The following is a 15,471-nucleotide window of genomic DNA, read 5'->3' as shown; positions in this document are numbered from 1 at the left end:
AGTGGTTACCTCCATATGATTTATCATTATATAACACAAGATAACATAAACTAACATATCTGACCACAAAAAAATCTCCTTGTAACTGATTAGCTACAAAGAGATCGATGTTTAACCTGTTAGACCACATGTAATTCTACGTCTGCTAACTCACATGCTTCACGTACTTGTTCACTCACTCCGGCATCGGTAATCAGTACCGACACTTCATTTAACTGAGCTACCGTAGCGAACGATCGGCTGCCGATTTTGGAGGAATCCAGCAACATGATCGTTTTTGCCGCCGATTGGATCATGGTTTTCTTAACTTGTGTATCCATCATATTCGGATCTGTGAACCCAGTCTCTACTGTAAAACTAAGTGACGACAGAAACGCTGTGCGCGCGTGATACTGTGAGAAAAAAGCTTCTGCCACTGGACCCACAAATGTGCCTGAAGGTTCTCGCAATACACCTCCACAACATAAGACCGTATGTGTTCCGGCCACACCCCTTAGCTGTTGGAGGGCATCCAATCCGTTGGTCATCAGTGTCAAATGGTTGTGCTTGAGATACGCGGCCATTCTGGACACCGTCGTCCCTCCCTCCACAATAAGGACATCCCCATCGGATACAAACCGCTCTGCGGCATACGCTGCGAGCCTTTCCTTCACATCAGGATTCCGCGATTGCTTCTCCGGCAGCGCGGGCTCTCCAATAAGTTTATCTACGTATATCGCTCCACCATGAGACCGCTCGACCAACCCTTGTTGCTCTAGAAGCTCAAAGTCACGTCGAATCGTCATCTCCGATACGCCAAATTGTATACTAAAATCCTTAATCGTAGCGCCTCCATGGCGAGCCAAATATTCGCTGATAACTTGCCTTCTTTGGATAGGTAACACGATCGAACACCTCATTGAATAAATTGTATGCAATTATCACATAACATAACACATCAAGAGGTTTTCGTAAAATGAAAATTACGACAGGTTCCGTTGGAAGTTTCTCCTAACTCCGACATTAATAATACAAATCAGCCGTTACTTTAGTGCGGCCAGGCGAAGGTCGGCTACCTTTTGCCTCGTGGTGCATTTATTCAACTCTTGTTCTTACGTTAGTGTAATGACCATTGAATGAACCTGAGCAAAAAATAATGCAACAGCATCCAAAAAGTTATTAACCCGAAATCAGGTCTTTATTTACAACAGCACCACCAAAAGTGATTTGATAGCCGTTTATATCTTGGAATGTAAACTCACTCCAGTGATTTGTGTAATGCGGCTCTCTAATGATGGTTATGTTTTTTTCGATTATTTCTTGAGCAAGCAAATCTACTGCATTGGTGTAACAATATACATCAAAATATTGCTCCGAATAAATGGAACTAATCGGTTTGACCTCATCATCATTTCTAACTTCAAACAGAATGAGAGTCAATTTATCTCTCGAGACATGGTGATGTAATACTTTCGATCCAAACACTTCATGTTTAAAGCCAATCTCGGAATAAAATCGAATCGTTTGTTCCAAATTCTTGACTAACAAGACGAACGAGGCTCCCTCGAGGTTGACTACTGCTTGCTCACTCATTTTATCCCGTCCTTTTCCGATTGCATTGTTATCTATATTGATTTCTGTACGACCACCGAACATTATTTCGCCTTCTCTAAAGGCTTCAACTACTTTCAAAGCTTTAGGTACTACCGTAGGTCTGTACCCATCGGTATTTTGATCAATCTTGGTATCTGTAACCAAAGAATAGACCTCCCTTTTTAATATTTATTAACCTATCTAGTGCACATGGCTGTGTCTGTTTTCATTCGATTTCACAGTATTCTCTTCATTCTCCTGCCATATAGACAACCCTTTAAACATTACACAAAAACGTTATAGCATCACTCCACTTCGGAGCAAATCATGATGACATTGCTGTCCGGATTTTTGACCGTAAAGGTGTAAGCAGCATAAATAGGGTCTCGTAATCATCCCCATGCCTATAACGGTTATCATCCAGCAGCACGCCGGTCCCGCTCTTCAAGTCATAGATGGAATTCTCTGGCCCCGGTCCGACTTCATGGAAAGGAAGCCCCAGCACTTCACTGTGAAATCGAATCGCCCGATTCATGTCTGTTACATTTAAAAAGTTTCCGGCGATTTGGTTCAAGATTGGACTATTCGTGTCATCTAAACGTTCTATAACCTCTGAGACATAATCAGATTGCGTAACCATTATCGAGTTGCCGTCAGGATCGATAAACCCAAAAAATTCCAATCCCGGATGGGACCGCTCTATTGGATATACCGTTCGTACACCTTGATTTTCCAAGAAACGGTGCGACTCCTCTATGTCAGAGGTTCTGTACATGAATCTGTCATACGGCGTATCTGGTGAGTTGTTTCTGTTGTCATCCAAGATGATACCGGGAACCGTTTCGGCTTATAGTTATCTGGATTCCCCCGTGGAGGATAAAGATTGTCATCCATTTTTTTGAAATTGGCGTTGTACCCCATCTATTGTTCCTCCCTTAGTAACCGCAGTATCTTCGATCCTGATTAACCCAGATGAAATGGCCATCAGGCGTATAAAACTTGAGATAGCCGCCGCAGCCGGTAAACTCCAAATCTTCCTTCACTACCCCTCCATTCTCCAACACTCGTTCCTTCAGGACCCCAATATTTTTCGAGTGAAGTTCTAATGCATGCTTCGGGCGACCGTCCAGGATCCAGTGCATTGGTTGCAGGCTCTCTTGATCCCTCGTATGTACCAATCGTATCATCGGTTGATTCTCTTCGCCGCCGTTCACCGCCATATAGATCGCATCCTCATCTGATATGACTCTTTCAAACCCCAGCGAACGCTCGAAAAATGCCGCCGTTCTCACCTGATCTGCGACGTACATCTGGACATGATGGAAACCGGTGATATTGGATTCGAACCGATCGTTGATTCCGGAATCCGTTCGCTCGTAAGCCCCAATTAGATGGCCTTCAGGGTCGAAGAAGGACATGTAACCGTCCGTGGGTTCAATTACAATTTCTGCCCCCGCTTGCAACAGCCGTTCGTGAAGATGAACCAGACTTTTAGCGTAAAAAGCTAGATATTCTTCAAGTTTTCCGTTCACCGTTCCATGTAGATGTCGAAATTCCGAATCAGGGGTTTCCAGGATATGAAGACTCGGGCCCATCCTGGGTAATGTTTGTACGAAAGTGTTGCTTTCAATCGGCCTTTCCGGATATGACAGTGTCAACTCCAGCACCTCGACATAAAACTTCACTGTCTGCTTCAGTCTGGTAGCAGGCAACTGGACCAGCGTCATAAGATCGATTTCAGACTCAAGTCCATCCGATAGGCGGGACAGCGGATCTTCTACATGATCCATTGATTTTTCAGCTCGCCCCATAATCACTTTGAACGCCTGTGTGACAAATTGAGGTTGATAGTTTTCTTCGTTAACCTTCTCTTTGGAGTTTTTCATTCTGAGCACTCTCCCCCTGATATGATAGGAATATAGACTTTCACGATAGAATCCCGCTCTAGGTTCATTCCTTTAAATGTGTGATATTCCGCGAACCATTGCCGCTCTTCATCCAGCCGATAGTTGCTGTTAGTCGTAATCCAACGGTGCATCTTATCTAGAACGCCAGTTAACAAGCCGTATGTCTTGGAAACACAGCAAGCATATGAACCAGACCCAATATGCTTCTTCTCAATTCCCTTCAGCGTCGAAGCTTCCGGTTCAGCCGTAAGTATCCCGTTTTCCCACCAGTATTCTTCAGAATCTTTATTACCGTAATGATATGACATATAATATTTCCTTCACCAGCCTGCCAGCTTCCGTCAGACCCTCTCTTGCACAAATCGATCAATCGCTGTTCGGCAACCATTTGAGCCTCGGCCCCGTAACCTCGGCAGAAGAAGGCAATTGCCTCAGTTAGCTCAACGACTTCAATCGGTTCGTTATGAAACTTTCGTTGCACGGGAAGATATAAGTTCATTCTCGTTACCTTACCGTTGTAAGCGCTGAACTCCTCGACGTATTGGTGCGTGCTGATCTCAAATGTGCTTTTCGGTAACCATTCGGACAATAGTCGGTCCCACCCTTCCTGAACGGTCTGCGGGGACAACGCTGTGACCTTTCTTACCGCATACAACCCACCAATGAATTGCTCCTCAGTAAACGCTTCATCAACAATACATTCCTCTTCATTCGTAATCAGTATCCGGTAACCATATTGGGGTTTGCCGTTTTCTTCAGGAAGATCCACATTGTAACCGAAAATCCGTACCTTGCTGTACCTTGTAAAATTACTTGCAACGAGTTTTTCGAAAACAATCCGGAAGGCCTCATTTTCTATGCCTACTTCTTGCTTGGAAATGTGCAGATACGCATACATCTTGTTGGGCATGAACCGAATAACTTTGACATCGGGAAAAAGTTCAGTTTGTTCCTTGTCTTCCTTGTAGTCGATTTTCTCGTATAAACGGATCGATTCGAAGCTAAAGAAAATTTCGGCATTGCGATAAGCAGCCGGAGTCAACCCTACGATCTTCTTGAACACCTTGGCAAATGAATGATAAGACTCAAATCCGCTATCCCACGCGAGCTCCTCCACGGTACGTTTCGAGTTTCTCAGTTGATTGGCGGCGACGCTCATTCTTCTTTTGCGTATGCAGTCTTTGACGGGATGTCCGGTAAGTGCATAGAACACCCGATACAATTGAGCGACCGAAATATAAGCCTCCTCTGCGATACTGGAGAGATCAAGCTCCTCGTCCAAATGTTCCTCGATATAGTCAATTGCCCTTTGTATTGACTCCATATAGCTCATTCTTTTCACCTGTCTCTATGACTTCTTGATTATCATTATAACAGAGGAATTTGTTCCCATTATGTTCAAAATTATCAAAAAATAAAGACTGCCAGTCGATAGGCAGCCTTGATGGTTGAACTATAGTGTCCCGATAGCTCAAAATCCTCGTATCAATTTTGCTCTTCAATTGCCCAGAAACGATTTCCGTACGGGTCATTAAACATTAGAACCTTGTCTCCTCCGCCGCCGAGAGTAATTTCTCCAACTGTGACACCACTATGAATTAAATTAGATTGCAACTGCTCGATGTTTTCAGTTGTAAATTGTATTGAATAATGTGGATTCAGCTTAATGTTACCTGTATACCAAATGCTGTTCTCGTCCTCTTCTTCCCCGAAAAGTAAGATTTCTTGTCCGTTTGCCAGCTTAAGGCTTGCAATCCCTATCTTCCAAATCAAATTAAAGCCTAGCACATTAACATACCACTCGATTGCCTTTTCGTATTCTTCAAAATTCCCCGATTTCGTAACTGGAATGCCTATCACAATGTCTTTCACACCAACAGCCATTTGACTCCCTCCATTTATTGTAAAATTCTATTTAAATCTACATTACCACATCTATATTTGTCTGTGTTTATTAATTTGGGACGAATAACAAGTTTCAATCCAGCATGAACTAACCTGCCAAATAGCGTAATGAAGGCTACCGAATTTCCCTTCGGTAGCCTTGTCGTTATCTTATTCAGCTCTCGTTTCTCGTTAGAGCATAACGATTGGCGTTATACATAGGGCACATCGGCCTCGCTAACATTTTAAGCTATGAGTTTGCGCCTCAAAGGCAAAAATTGAAATCAGAACACCGAACGTATCGTACAAGCTTCTGCGATGGATGCCCCTACACTCGACTAGATCGTACATGGATATCTTCTCATAGCCTTGTTCCCAGAATAACCTCATCGCCTTCAAGAGTACCTCATCCTCATCAAATACCCCGGATCTGGACATTTCTTTTCCACCTTTCTGAATATATTTATATAAGACCAATCTGATTATTTTGTTCAACGATATTATATTCGTTCTAATCATTTACTGAGAAACGGAACCGATGAAATGTTATATCGAAGTGCATAATTTTCCATTAAAGTTAACAACATAAGAACAAAGTTATAGAAGGGCGGTATTCGAAACTGGAAAATATATATGAAGCTTTAAATGAAGCTTCTAAGTCGGATGATTTTATGCAATCCGATATGACAATCCGACATATGCTTCTACATTTGTCGTTTTACAATTCTATAGTAAATCACGAAATGCTGCATCGGGATCTACTCACCGTTATCCAATACTCAAACCCAGAAATCCATGATTTGAACGATCTAAAAAATGTAATTCCCATTGAAGGTATCAAATTTTCATCAAACCTAAGTGAAATTTCACTCAATCTTCTTCATGGTTTCATCTATATACAATTGGATACCAATCTAAATGAAGGCTTATTAATTAATATTGCCGATATAGAAAAGGGCTATCGCAAAAATAACTTATCCGAAAACGAATATAGCGTAATCGGCCCGAAAGTGGCATTCGTCGAAGATCTCGATACCAATTTGAATTTACTGCGAAAAGAAATTATCTCAGATAAGCTGGTTTTTGAGGAACAAATCAAAGGTTCTATTTCCAAAGCAAGAGTCGTCATCGCCTATATGGATGGAATTGTTAATCCTCAGCATCTAAATACAGTAAGACAAAGACTCATGGATTTGGACTTTGACGTGATCTTTGATACCTCTACACTCGACCAAATTATGTCCGACAACTCCAATACGCCGTTCCCTTTATTTATGTCGACCGAACGGGTGGATCGAATGAAGTTTAACCTTATTAATGGGCATGTTGCTGTTTTAAGCAGTGGTTCCCCTTATGTCATATCAGGTCCCACCACCATTTTTGATTTTTTTTACTCGCCGGAAGACTTTTATTTGCCATGGGTCCTGGGGTCATTTTTTAGACTCATTCGTTATGTGGGGGTTATATTTTCCATCTTTGCATCGCCCCTATACGTTTCCGTCATGACCTTTCATTATTCCGTCGTTCCAAGAGCGCTGTTAGGTCCAATTATCGAATCAAGAATAAACGTGCCCTTCCCTCCATTTTTGGAAGTACTCTTTATGGAGATAACAGTTGAGCTGTTACGCGAGGCTGGAGCCAGGCTTCCCATAAAAGTAGGTCAAACGCTAGGGATCGTGGGTGGTGTCGTTCTAGGACAAGCAGCAGTTCAAGCCGGCTTAACGAGCAATAACTTAATTATTATTGTTTCGCTTTCCGCGCTAGCGTCTTTCACAACGCCGATTTTCAAAATGGCCAACACGATACGCTTCCTCAGGTTTCCTATGATCTTCTTGTCAGCCGCATGGGGCGGTTTGGGGATAATGATTGGAATAATGTTCCTATTGGGTCATCTGCTGCGTTTGAAATCTTTCGGTGCCCCTTACCTTGTTCCGGTATTCCCTTTTCGATCCAAAGGGTTTAAAGAATTCTTACGCCTTCCCTATAGCGTGACTTGGAATCGACCTGGTTTCTTACGTCCACTCTTAGCTAGAAGATATACCGTCCGAAAGCATAAAGACATCGGTGACGATTACAATAATGAATAAACATCACCGGAAAGGAACTAGCATGAATGAAAATGTATGTACGCATTCTTCTCGTTTGCTTCCTTTTATCCGGGTGTGCAAAACGAGAAATTATAGATCAGATTAAAATTATTCAGAGCCTCGGTTTTGACATCCAAGGAGATACATTTAAGGCAAGCGGCTCTTACGCTTCATATCAAAAGAAAGAACGTTTGCGATTGATGACCGCAGAAGCGAAAACATTTTCCGGAATTTGGATCCCTCATAATAAGCAATCGGATGACCACATCGTGTCCGGACAAGTAAGGACAATCGTTATTGGTGAAAAGTTTGCAAGAAAAAGCATTCAAGATCTAGCCAGCAGTCTTCTTCGAGATCCAGTTATGAGTAATAACGCTACTATCCTTATAAGCAAACAAGAGGTAAGCACAATTATGTCTGAAACCTTAAAAAATCCCCCATTCGATCTATCGGATCAAATCAATCATAACATGAAAAATGGGAATACTCCTTTTTCAAATGTGCATTTGGTGCTTGATCAATATTATGGAGAAGGTCAAGATGTGTATTTACCTATACTGGATCAAAACGAAAATGGCTTAATTCGCTTGGATGGGGTTGGTGTATTTAAAGAAGACAAATTACGTCTTTTACTGAACGATAAAGAATCCCTCATGCTGAAACTCCTCAAAGATAAAACGAAAACGATGACCGGCGCCTACGAATTTATGGGGAGAGAAAATGAACCAATTTATTTTAAGATATTGCATGGAAAAAAAAACATAACGCATGAGCAGAATGACTCTGTAGTCATTTCCTTGAAACTACATATACAACTTAGAGAACTTCCAAAAACAAAAAGCTCTGTCAGTAAAAGCGATTTACTTGAACTTAAACATGACATCGAACAACATTTTACAAGCGAAATTAGTGACATGTTAAAAAAATTCCAAATGAATGCTGTGGACCCGGTTGGTTTTGGTGAGATTTACAGAAGTAATAATAAAAATTGGAACGAGCAGGAATTTAAAAATAAAACGTACCCTAGTATCAAATTTGAAGTGAATTCAGAGATTAATATTTCTCACTCGGGAGTTGGCATTGGTGCAGAATAGCGTGAAGGAGAATTACTTGATTTCAGGATTTTTCGTGTTTTTCTTGATCTTTGCTACCCAGTCTGGTATTGGAGGTTTAGGTTCTCCAAATATAATGTTTAAATACTCGGGTCAAGATGCCTGGATCTCCGTGTTCATCATGGGTTTAAGCCTTCATTTAATTATCTGGATGATGTATAAGATGCTGGGTAATCCCGCTAAGGACATCATTGACTTGCACCAAATGATTTTCGGGCGAATCTTGGGCAATGCCTTTTCGTTACTTATGATCGGATATTACTTCATCTCAGCTTTATATGTCTTCCTAACTTATATTGACATTGTACAGGTATGGGTATTTCCGACCATAAGAACTTGGGAATTGGCCGCCTTATTCATTTGTTTGATTTATTATCTTGTTTCCGGAGGATTCAGGGTTTTAACCGGACTTGCTTTGTTCTCTACGGTAACTGCCTTCCTATTGTTCCCCCTGATTTATTTCCCGATTAAATTTGGAAACCTCAATTATTTAATGCCAGTATGGAATCATTCCGTTCCTGAACTGCTCAAGGCTTCTAAAGCTTCTTACGGTATATTTATTGGTTTCGAAGCGCTTCTCGTTTACTTTCCTTTTATTAAATCTGTTGAAAAGCAAGCGAAATGGGCCCATTTAGGCATATTTATTAATACTCTTCAATTCGTTGTAATAACCATTTCCAACCTGCTGTATTACAGTCAGGGCCTGCTAAAAAACACGCTCTATCCCCTTTTAGGCATAACCAAAATTATTCAGTTTGACTTCATAGAAAGAATCGAATTTATATTTATATTTTGTTGGCTTATCATGTTTATTTCGTCACTTTGCATTTCAATCTGGAGCTGTACGAGAATTTTGAAGAGAGTCACGCATCTCAAACCCCGAATATCCTTAATTTTGATATTAACGATTTTCTTCATAGTTGTTGTTCAATTCAACGAAAAATTGAAGATTGATGCGCTAGGAAACTTCACTATTAATATTGGAATTTATTTTGTGTTCACCTACATTCCATTACTTTTTATTCTTTACTTAATCCGTAATAAAAGAAAAGCTAAGTTGAGTACAGTTTAATTCTACTTCTCTTTCTTTATTTGCTAAGCAGTCGGTTCCAGCTCAGTTTCATATTGGGTAGGAATGTAGGTGACCGCATTCGAGACCACTATCAAATCAACATTAGTTTGGCGAGGCTTCGGACCTAGATCAGTACCTTACATGACACCTAATATGAAAAAGACCGTTTTTAGCCTGTGAGATGCTTTAAACGGTCTTTTCGTTGTATTGCTTTAACATTAAACTTAATAATCGACGCTTCACGGAAAAAACGCGATTTTTTCAGCGGCCTCGAATCACGTAACTGGTTTTTTTTGTTGTTCATTGGGAAAAATTATACAGTGAGGACATGCATTGTAAAATAGGCTATTCATCGTTTATTCTCAAATAGCTATCAAACATACGGAGTGTATAAGTAATGAAAACATCTAATCAAACGAAAGTAATCACAGTGATGATAATCATCACTATGATTGTTGTTTCCGGTTGTCGCACCAGAGGTATTGATAAAGCAGCTCCTCCTGAGCCAAGCCCAATAGTAACACCGGCACCCACGCCCGAGCCCAGCCCGACGCCAACACCGACTCCTTCGCCAAAACCACCGCCAACGCCTGAGCCTAAGCCAAAACCAAAGCCGCGGGCGGTTCAAGTAGTAGCTAATCCAACAAGTATTGCCGTGTTAGTTAATAAATCATTTTCATTACCAAATCCATACGTACCCAAGGATCTAGTTGAACCCAACGTAGACTTTATATTCCCCGAGCACTCGGAAAAAAGATACATGCGCAAAGAAGCTGCAGAGGCACTTGAAAAACTTTTCAAAGCTGCCAATGCAGATGGTTTACCGCTTGCAGGAGTGTCTGCTTACCGTTCATTAGAAACTCAAAAGTATCTATTTAACTCTTATGTGGAAAAGGACGGTGAAGAGGCAGCAAACAAATATAGTGCTAAGCCCGGCCAAAGTGAGCATCAAACAGGACTTGCCATCGATGTATCTGGCGACGAAGGCAAGTGTGCGACAGCCGATTGCTTTGCAGCGACGCAGGAAGCAAAATGGCTCAAAAATCAGGCAGCGGATTGGGGCTTTATTATCCGATATCCGAAAGGCAAAGAGGCAATTACGGGATATCAATATGAACCTTGGCATATCCGATATGTCGGGATAGACATGGCAAAAGAAATTTCAAAGCAGGGCGCCACACTAGAAGAGTACCTTGGAAAAACGTTGCCAGTCAATAAATAAATTAACCTCTCTACGAATGGGTACAACAGTTACCACCTTTTTAAAAGGTGAATATCGCTTTTCATATCATTGTTCCGGTCTGAACGGAAGCAGTCGGAAGAACGATTAACAGGAACAACAAAACGCCGCAAGTTCAGAAGAATTTCAATTAAATACCTAAAGATATCGAGGAACGGTATTGTACATTAATAGGTCAGCCGTAGAAAAAAAGGCGGTTTCCACACACTCGGGGAACAGCCTATGAGATTTCTTACTTAACGCCCCCGATATGAGCTGCCTTCGGTGAGTAGACATTGATGTGGTCTACTACTTGAGGGTCGGTTTTTTCATTTCCGGGATTAACAACGAACTTCAGCTGGTATGAGCCGGATTGGTAATCAAGAATGTCTTGATTGTTGACATGATTAGTCTCGCTAGGCGCACCCAGTACGTTTTTGATTTCGCCTCGCAGAGTCTACGCTCCCACCACATTCCTTCGATCAACCTGTCTATGAGGTGGGGCGCTGCTGCGCTCTTAATTGTAAGCCCGCTCACATATTGATCCGACGATGTAATCACGAAATGCTTCATTTCATCGCTTGGATTTTGATTAAAAATTCTCATAGCTACACGCGTAAAGATTTCCTCTTTTCTTTGGAACCCATTACACACTTGAGTACTGATGGTCTTATTTCCAAAAATCAAAGGGGTGAACCCAATTATTTTTTTTATTTAGCCAGCCATGTTATTGACTGAGTGCTTGGTATCAAAAACAGAAATGTGATATACTTTTCCGCTTGATTTGGGAATAATAAATTTAAGTTGAAACACATCGGATGCTTTATAAATATAAATCATGTCATCCCCGTTTACCTTCGTATCCACTGGCTTTCCTAGCGCTTGTTCTATTTGCTTCAATGTTAGTGTTTGTAGCTTTGGATCGCTGGAACGAATATCAATGATTTGATCTCCCTTATTGAAGCCAATGACTGCATTTTTCTTGGTGTAGGTCGCATATATTCCGCTTCCCACCGCTTCTTTATGATCCGCAGTCCCCCATGCTTTCTCCACATCTTCGAAGAATCTTGTTTCTGCAGCAAACTCAATGCCAGCCACCTTACCTAACTTCGCTAGTTCAAGCATATCTTTAATTTGCTTAGTAACGGACGTTGTTTCTGATGATACTGGTTTTACATTGATGTTGCCACTAGGCGTTAATGTAGAAGTCGGAGTTGCACTAGGTGCAACTGAAGGCGTTGATGAAGGTTCAACTACTGGACTAGGCGTAGTGCTAGCTATTGGAGGAGCTGCGCTCGCTGCTGGTTTTTCAGATGATGCACATGCTGTGAACATAAGCATACTCGCAATTAACATTGGAAATACCGTTGCTTTTTACTATAGCTTTTCATAATATGCCTTCTCTCCTACTCTCCTATATGTTTGAGTACTCACAAAATTCAGACGATTAAAAGATAAGTATTGTTGCAAAATCATAGCATGGATAAACTTAACAATAGTGCAACTCACAACAGTTGTCACAATTATATTTCTATTCCTAACTGTCATTGCTGTCGTTAATTCCATAGTCAAGGTAACCCATGAACTCGCCGTGTTATTGCTACTGCAATGAACAATAAAATGACCCACAGTAATGTGCTGGTATCTCGAAGAGACTGTATGCTTGTTAAAGCACTTGCAGCATAGCCGCTACAACACCGTTATGATTGGGCAGATGCGCTGCTATCGTTAGGATCAGTTCTCCAAAGTTCTCGGCTTTCTTGAAGTTCTCAGGTACTGCTTCTTTCAAACGGTCCTTCATCGTATTTGTAGATATACTCTCTTTGTTCCTTCAGCTGTTCGATCATGAAATCCCAGGCTGGTAGCTGAGCCAGCTGCTAATCCGTCCAGCCCTTTGCGTCTGTCCCGTAGTGGAACAAGTCCTTATAGTTTTCTGGAAATGACATCGATTGCTGCGACAGACCTAACACATGGAACTCCGTGATCCGCAGCACATGCCCCAAAATAGACTGGTGTTATATCCTTCAGGAATTACTTTGCGTTTTCCCTAGGGGCATTTGGCAAGCAGTTTCATCATGAAATTATCATGCTCTACGTTGTATAGATGAAATACAAATTCTTTTCTCATGTTTATTAGCTCCTTTAAGTTCATTTCCAATAAAAGCGCTGGAACGAAACGGAATAAATCAACATATAGATCACAATCATTGCGGCAAAAAAATTAATAATGACCAGTGACACATTTAAATTATAATATTGTGTCAACAAGCCTACCGCAACCGGAGGAACAATAAATCCGGCGTATGCGCACAAATAAAATGCTGAGATGACACGCGGTCGTTCTTCCGGCTTCGGCAACTGACCGGCAAACGTCAACGCGGCTTGAAACGTCCATCCTGCTCCAAGGCCTTGAATAAAAATGCCTGCCCAGAGTAAAAACAAACTCGCTGTTTCTCCGGAAATAACGATGAGCCATGACCCTACCGTAAGTGCGATGATGCTTATGCGCATCCGCGTAACGGGATGATGAGGCCATGGGAGAAACTGCAGCAGCGCCCCTCCGCCTAGAAGCAGCAATATCAACAGTCCTGATATTGAAAGATTGCTGGAATGAAGGACATTTTTCACGAAAGATGGAATAAGCGAAAATACAACGCCGCCTAACGTAAACACGGTGAAGATCGGCAGGCCTATAAACGACCAGAATGGAGACTTTATATTGTTTGGAATGCCAAGTGAAATCTTATGCTTTTGTGCATGCTGATCTTCATGTTTTGGCAGCAATTCCAATACAACCAATGAAATCAATAACATGCCAAGCAAGATCCAAAACGGTAAACGAAGCGGCTGTATATGCAGGTATTGTATAATTAAACCTGAAATAGCTGGCCCTAAGCCAAAACCAATGTTAACAGTTACCCCGGAAAGCTTTAGTGCCGTTCCCACTTTATCTTGGGCAGTTTGCTTAAGTAGAAAAGCACTTGCGACACCAGTGAATGCCCCGTACGCAATACCTTCCAAAATTCTTGATACATAAAGCATCCAAACGTTAGTACTGATAATAAAAAGCAGTGTGGACGCAATGGAAATCCAGATACTGTACCGAAGGACCTTCTTTAAGCCCCAGTAACTCCCTCTGACTCCAACAATCAGCAAGGTCGGCAGCAGAAATACGGCATACACCGCAAACAATATCGTAATTTCCAGACTGCTGAGCTTGTAATACTCCCCATAAACAGGGAACAGCGAAGAAATGTACGTCGCCCCGCAAGACATCATAAGCACAACTAAAAGCATTTTCCGCATACAAAATCTCCTTTACTCATTTCCTAACATAATCGCCGCGACTTGAATCGGAATATCCACTTGCAGCCAGTGACCTGCCGGCAGCACAAGCAGGTGAGGTTTTTTCAGAAGCGTCGCGAGATGTCTCGCGATACTATAGTTGAGATACGGATCGGTTTCACCCAAGATCAAATTGACGAGTACATCGAGGTGTTGCGCGGTCATTTGCGCAAATTCAGGACCGAAGTTTGGTTGTTGGCGGAAGTTGGCATCGATGATCGAACCAAGGAACTTAGAATAGTATTCCTTTTGCACTACCGTCAGATGCTCCTATAATTTGCTCCTCTGGAAATTAAGCACCCAAGCGAATTGTTCTGGGCTGCGTAGAATAGCTTGCGTAAGAGCCTTTAAATTTGTAGTCGCATGACCAGAGGAGTCCTGTCCTACCGGTACCTGTTGGTTTGTCAGAAGGGCCAAACCCAAGGAAATTAAATACAGACATGAATATCCCCCATCCTTCTTGGTTACTGTTTGAATTAGTATGTCCTTCAATAAAGGAACAAACATAAAATAAAATTAGTCTTATATGCCCGTATTGGTTGGGAGTAATCGACGATGTATATAACCGTCGATATTCATCAATTGTTCAATCGTTAGAAAAAGAAAGGCTAATGATGTCATCCATCATATTCCTCATTGACTTTGCATGTTCAGTGCCGAACTGCTTTTCGAATTCATCTTGAGCCTTAGCCCATCCAGGTCTTCCGATTTCAAGCCGGTGAAGACCTTCATCGGTTATAGAAACGATACGTGCACGCCGATCCGACTCACTCACCTTAATCTGCACTAAACCATCCCGCTCAAGCGGCCGGAGATTGTGTCCAATCGTAGCGCGATCCATAGTCATCAGATGAGCGAGCTCCATCATAGCCTTTGGCCCTTCATTCTTAAGAAACCCCAGTATGGAGAATTGAGTTGCTTTAAGCCCTGCCCCCGATTCTGCCAAGCAGGTATCATACAGTCGTGTAATGTGGCGTTGAGCTCGTCTTAACTTCGTACAATTGCATATTGCTGGGATGTTGATATCTATGGCTATTTTCTCCCCCTCATCATTTTCACCTTAAGGTTTCGGTGTTGATAAAACTATATTAGTCTCATATACCCGTAAATGCAAGTGGGGATTTTATTATCTCTTTCTTTACTATCATCACAAAAAAAAAAACTACGACGGCAAGATCATATAACAGGATTTTCCTGCACCTTTAGCGAAGTTAATTATGTGGTTAATTTTCACCAAAGGGGTTGTCTACTTTGCTCGTTAAAGATCGTCTTC

Annotated in this window: 19 protein-coding genes and 1 pseudogene; 5 read left to right on the top strand and 15 right to left on the bottom strand. The window is 41.7% G+C overall.

Annotated features, from left to right (window positions below; genetic code table 11):
* Nucleotides 1-119: 119 nt before the first annotated feature.
* The 7 genes and pseudogenes from AC58P7_RS00100 to AC58P7_RS00070 all read right to left on the bottom strand — a co-directional run.
* Nucleotides 120-884 (bottom strand): DeoR/GlpR family DNA-binding transcription regulator, encoded by a 765-nt coding sequence (locus AC58P7_RS00100; protein WP_497339345.1) that lies wholly within the window; start codon nucleotides 882-884, stop codon nucleotides 120-122.
* Nucleotides 885-1,158: 274 nt separating this feature from the next.
* Complete coding sequence (locus tag AC58P7_RS00095; RefSeq protein WP_497339344.1) at nucleotides 1,159-1,737, bottom strand: VOC family protein; 579 nt, start codon at nucleotides 1,735-1,737, stop codon at nucleotides 1,159-1,161.
* A 160-nt stretch (nucleotides 1,738-1,897) separates the two neighbouring features.
* Complete coding sequence (locus AC58P7_RS00090; RefSeq protein WP_497339343.1) at nucleotides 1,898-2,395, bottom strand: hypothetical protein; 498 nt, start codon at nucleotides 2,393-2,395, stop codon at nucleotides 1,898-1,900.
* 112 nt (nucleotides 2,396-2,507) lie between these two features.
* The gene (locus AC58P7_RS00085) at nucleotides 2,508-3,458 is read right to left on the bottom strand and encodes a VOC family protein (RefSeq protein ID WP_497339342.1); all 951 of its coding nucleotides are present in this window, start codon (nucleotides 3,456-3,458) and stop codon (nucleotides 2,508-2,510) included.
* Between the two features lie 241 nt (nucleotides 3,459-3,699).
* Entirely contained in the window at nucleotides 3,700-4,803 is a 1,104-nt protein-coding gene (locus AC58P7_RS00080; RefSeq protein WP_497339341.1) for a helix-turn-helix domain-containing protein, read from the bottom strand.
* 161 nt (nucleotides 4,804-4,964) lie between these two features.
* Nucleotides 4,965-5,363 carry a VOC family protein gene (locus AC58P7_RS00075; protein ID WP_497339340.1) on the bottom strand — a complete coding sequence of 133 codons (399 nt, stop codon included), beginning with the start codon at nucleotides 5,361-5,363 and terminating at the stop codon, nucleotides 4,965-4,967.
* A 273-nt stretch (nucleotides 5,364-5,636) separates the two neighbouring features.
* Nucleotides 5,637-5,801: pseudogene (locus AC58P7_RS00070) on the bottom strand (TetR family transcriptional regulator); the annotation flags it as partial.
* Nucleotides 5,802-5,962: 161 nt separating this feature from the next.
* Here AC58P7_RS00070 and AC58P7_RS00065 point away from each other — a divergent pair.
* The 4 genes from AC58P7_RS00065 (at nucleotide 5,963) to AC58P7_RS00050 (ending at nucleotide 10,856) form a co-directional block, all read left to right on the top strand.
* On the top strand, nucleotides 5,963-7,450 hold the full coding sequence (locus AC58P7_RS00065; RefSeq protein ID WP_497339931.1) for a spore germination protein: 1,488 nt from the start codon (nucleotides 5,963-5,965) through the stop codon (nucleotides 7,448-7,450).
* 26 nt (nucleotides 7,451-7,476) lie between these two features.
* Nucleotides 7,477-8,544: a Ger(x)C family spore germination protein gene (locus AC58P7_RS00060; protein WP_497339339.1), complete on the top strand. Its 1,068-nt coding sequence runs from the start codon at nucleotides 7,477-7,479 to the stop codon at nucleotides 8,542-8,544.
* A 16-nt stretch (nucleotides 8,545-8,560) separates the two neighbouring features.
* Nucleotides 8,561-9,634 carry a GerAB/ArcD/ProY family transporter gene (locus tag AC58P7_RS00055; protein ID WP_497339338.1) on the top strand — a complete coding sequence of 358 codons (1,074 nt, stop codon included), beginning with the start codon at nucleotides 8,561-8,563 and terminating at the stop codon, nucleotides 9,632-9,634.
* A gap of 397 nt (nucleotides 9,635-10,031) precedes the next feature.
* On the top strand, nucleotides 10,032-10,856 hold the full coding sequence (locus AC58P7_RS00050) for a M15 family metallopeptidase (RefSeq protein ID WP_497339337.1): 825 nt from the start codon (nucleotides 10,032-10,034) through the stop codon (nucleotides 10,854-10,856).
* A gap of 250 nt (nucleotides 10,857-11,106) precedes the next feature.
* Here the strand turns inward: AC58P7_RS00050 and AC58P7_RS00045 are convergent, their stop codons facing one another.
* From AC58P7_RS00045 to AC58P7_RS00035, 3 genes are all read right to left on the bottom strand, one after another.
* Nucleotides 11,107-11,241 (bottom strand): hypothetical protein, encoded by a 135-nt coding sequence (locus tag AC58P7_RS00045; RefSeq protein ID WP_497339930.1) that lies wholly within the window; start codon nucleotides 11,239-11,241, stop codon nucleotides 11,107-11,109.
* The gene (locus tag AC58P7_RS00040) at nucleotides 11,208-11,459 is read right to left on the bottom strand and encodes a hypothetical protein (protein WP_497339336.1); all 252 of its coding nucleotides are present in this window, start codon (nucleotides 11,457-11,459) and stop codon (nucleotides 11,208-11,210) included. The genes AC58P7_RS00045 and AC58P7_RS00040 overlap by 34 nt, the downstream gene beginning before the upstream one ends.
* 108 nt (nucleotides 11,460-11,567) lie before the next feature.
* Complete coding sequence (locus tag AC58P7_RS00035) at nucleotides 11,568-11,978, bottom strand: YjgB family protein (RefSeq protein ID WP_497339335.1); 411 nt, start codon at nucleotides 11,976-11,978, stop codon at nucleotides 11,568-11,570.
* A gap of 55 nt (nucleotides 11,979-12,033) precedes the next feature.
* Here AC58P7_RS00035 and AC58P7_RS00030 point away from each other — a divergent pair, with 55 nt between their 5' ends.
* On the top strand, nucleotides 12,034-12,246 hold the full coding sequence (locus AC58P7_RS00030) for a hypothetical protein (RefSeq protein WP_497339334.1): 213 nt from the start codon (nucleotides 12,034-12,036) through the stop codon (nucleotides 12,244-12,246).
* Nucleotides 12,247-12,519: 273 nt separating this feature from the next.
* On the opposite strand, the gene AC58P7_RS00025 is transcribed toward AC58P7_RS00030, so the two are convergent.
* The 5 genes from AC58P7_RS00025 to AC58P7_RS00005 form a co-directional block, all read right to left on the bottom strand.
* Nucleotides 12,520-12,654, bottom strand: coding sequence for a hypothetical protein (locus AC58P7_RS00025; protein ID WP_497339333.1), 135 nt, complete (start codon nucleotides 12,652-12,654; stop codon nucleotides 12,520-12,522).
* A gap of 76 nt (nucleotides 12,655-12,730) precedes the next feature.
* Nucleotides 12,731-12,856: a hypothetical protein gene (locus AC58P7_RS00020; RefSeq protein ID WP_497339332.1), complete on the bottom strand. Its 126-nt coding sequence runs from the start codon at nucleotides 12,854-12,856 to the stop codon at nucleotides 12,731-12,733.
* A 145-nt stretch (nucleotides 12,857-13,001) separates the two neighbouring features.
* A complete protein-coding gene (locus tag AC58P7_RS00015; RefSeq protein ID WP_497339331.1) occupies nucleotides 13,002-14,159 on the bottom strand; it encodes an MFS transporter in 1,158 nt (385 codons plus the stop codon).
* A gap of 12 nt (nucleotides 14,160-14,171) precedes the next feature.
* On the bottom strand, nucleotides 14,172-14,453 hold the full coding sequence (locus AC58P7_RS00010; protein ID WP_497339330.1) for an alpha/beta fold hydrolase: 282 nt from the start codon (nucleotides 14,451-14,453) through the stop codon (nucleotides 14,172-14,174).
* Between the two features lie 331 nt (nucleotides 14,454-14,784).
* A complete protein-coding gene (locus AC58P7_RS00005) occupies nucleotides 14,785-15,144 on the bottom strand; it encodes a MarR family winged helix-turn-helix transcriptional regulator (RefSeq protein WP_497339329.1) in 360 nt (119 codons plus the stop codon).
* Nucleotides 15,145-15,471 lie beyond the last annotated feature (327 nt).

Source organism: Paenibacillus sp. J22FR5 (assembly GCF_059691975.1).
Note: the sequence above shows the minus strand (reverse complement) of the source record. Positions and strands in the feature narration are given on the sequence as shown.

Excerpts from the sequence above, each read along its gene's own strand:
- AC58P7_RS00015 (WP_497339331.1), bottom strand. The coding sequence starts at position 14,159 with ATGCGGAAAATGCTTTTAGTTGTGCTTATGATGTCTTGCGGGGCGACG.
- AC58P7_RS00030 (WP_497339334.1), top strand. The coding sequence starts at position 12,034 with ATGTTGCCACTAGGCGTTAATGTAGAAGTCGGAGTTGCACTAGGTGCA.
- AC58P7_RS00040 (WP_497339336.1), bottom strand. The coding sequence starts at position 11,459 with ATGAGAATTTTTAATCAAAATCCAAGCGATGAAATGAAGCATTTCGTG.
- AC58P7_RS00025 (WP_497339333.1), bottom strand. The coding sequence starts at position 12,654 with ATGAAGGACCGTTTGAAAGAAGCAGTACCTGAGAACTTCAAGAAAGCC.
- AC58P7_RS00050 (WP_497339337.1), top strand. The coding sequence starts at position 10,032 with ATGAAAACATCTAATCAAACGAAAGTAATCACAGTGATGATAATCATC.
- AC58P7_RS00080 (WP_497339341.1), bottom strand. The coding sequence starts at position 4,803 with ATGGAGTCAATACAAAGGGCAATTGACTATATCGAGGAACATTTGGAC.
- AC58P7_RS00060 (WP_497339339.1), top strand. The coding sequence starts at position 7,477 with ATGAAAATGTATGTACGCATTCTTCTCGTTTGCTTCCTTTTATCCGGG.
- AC58P7_RS00035 (WP_497339335.1), bottom strand. The coding sequence starts at position 11,978 with ATGCTTGAACTAGCGAAGTTAGGTAAGGTGGCTGGCATTGAGTTTGCT.
- AC58P7_RS00085 (WP_497339342.1), bottom strand. The coding sequence starts at position 3,458 with ATGAAAAACTCCAAAGAGAAGGTTAACGAAGAAAACTATCAACCTCAA.
- AC58P7_RS00075 (WP_497339340.1), bottom strand. The coding sequence starts at position 5,363 with ATGGCTGTTGGTGTGAAAGACATTGTGATAGGCATTCCAGTTACGAAA.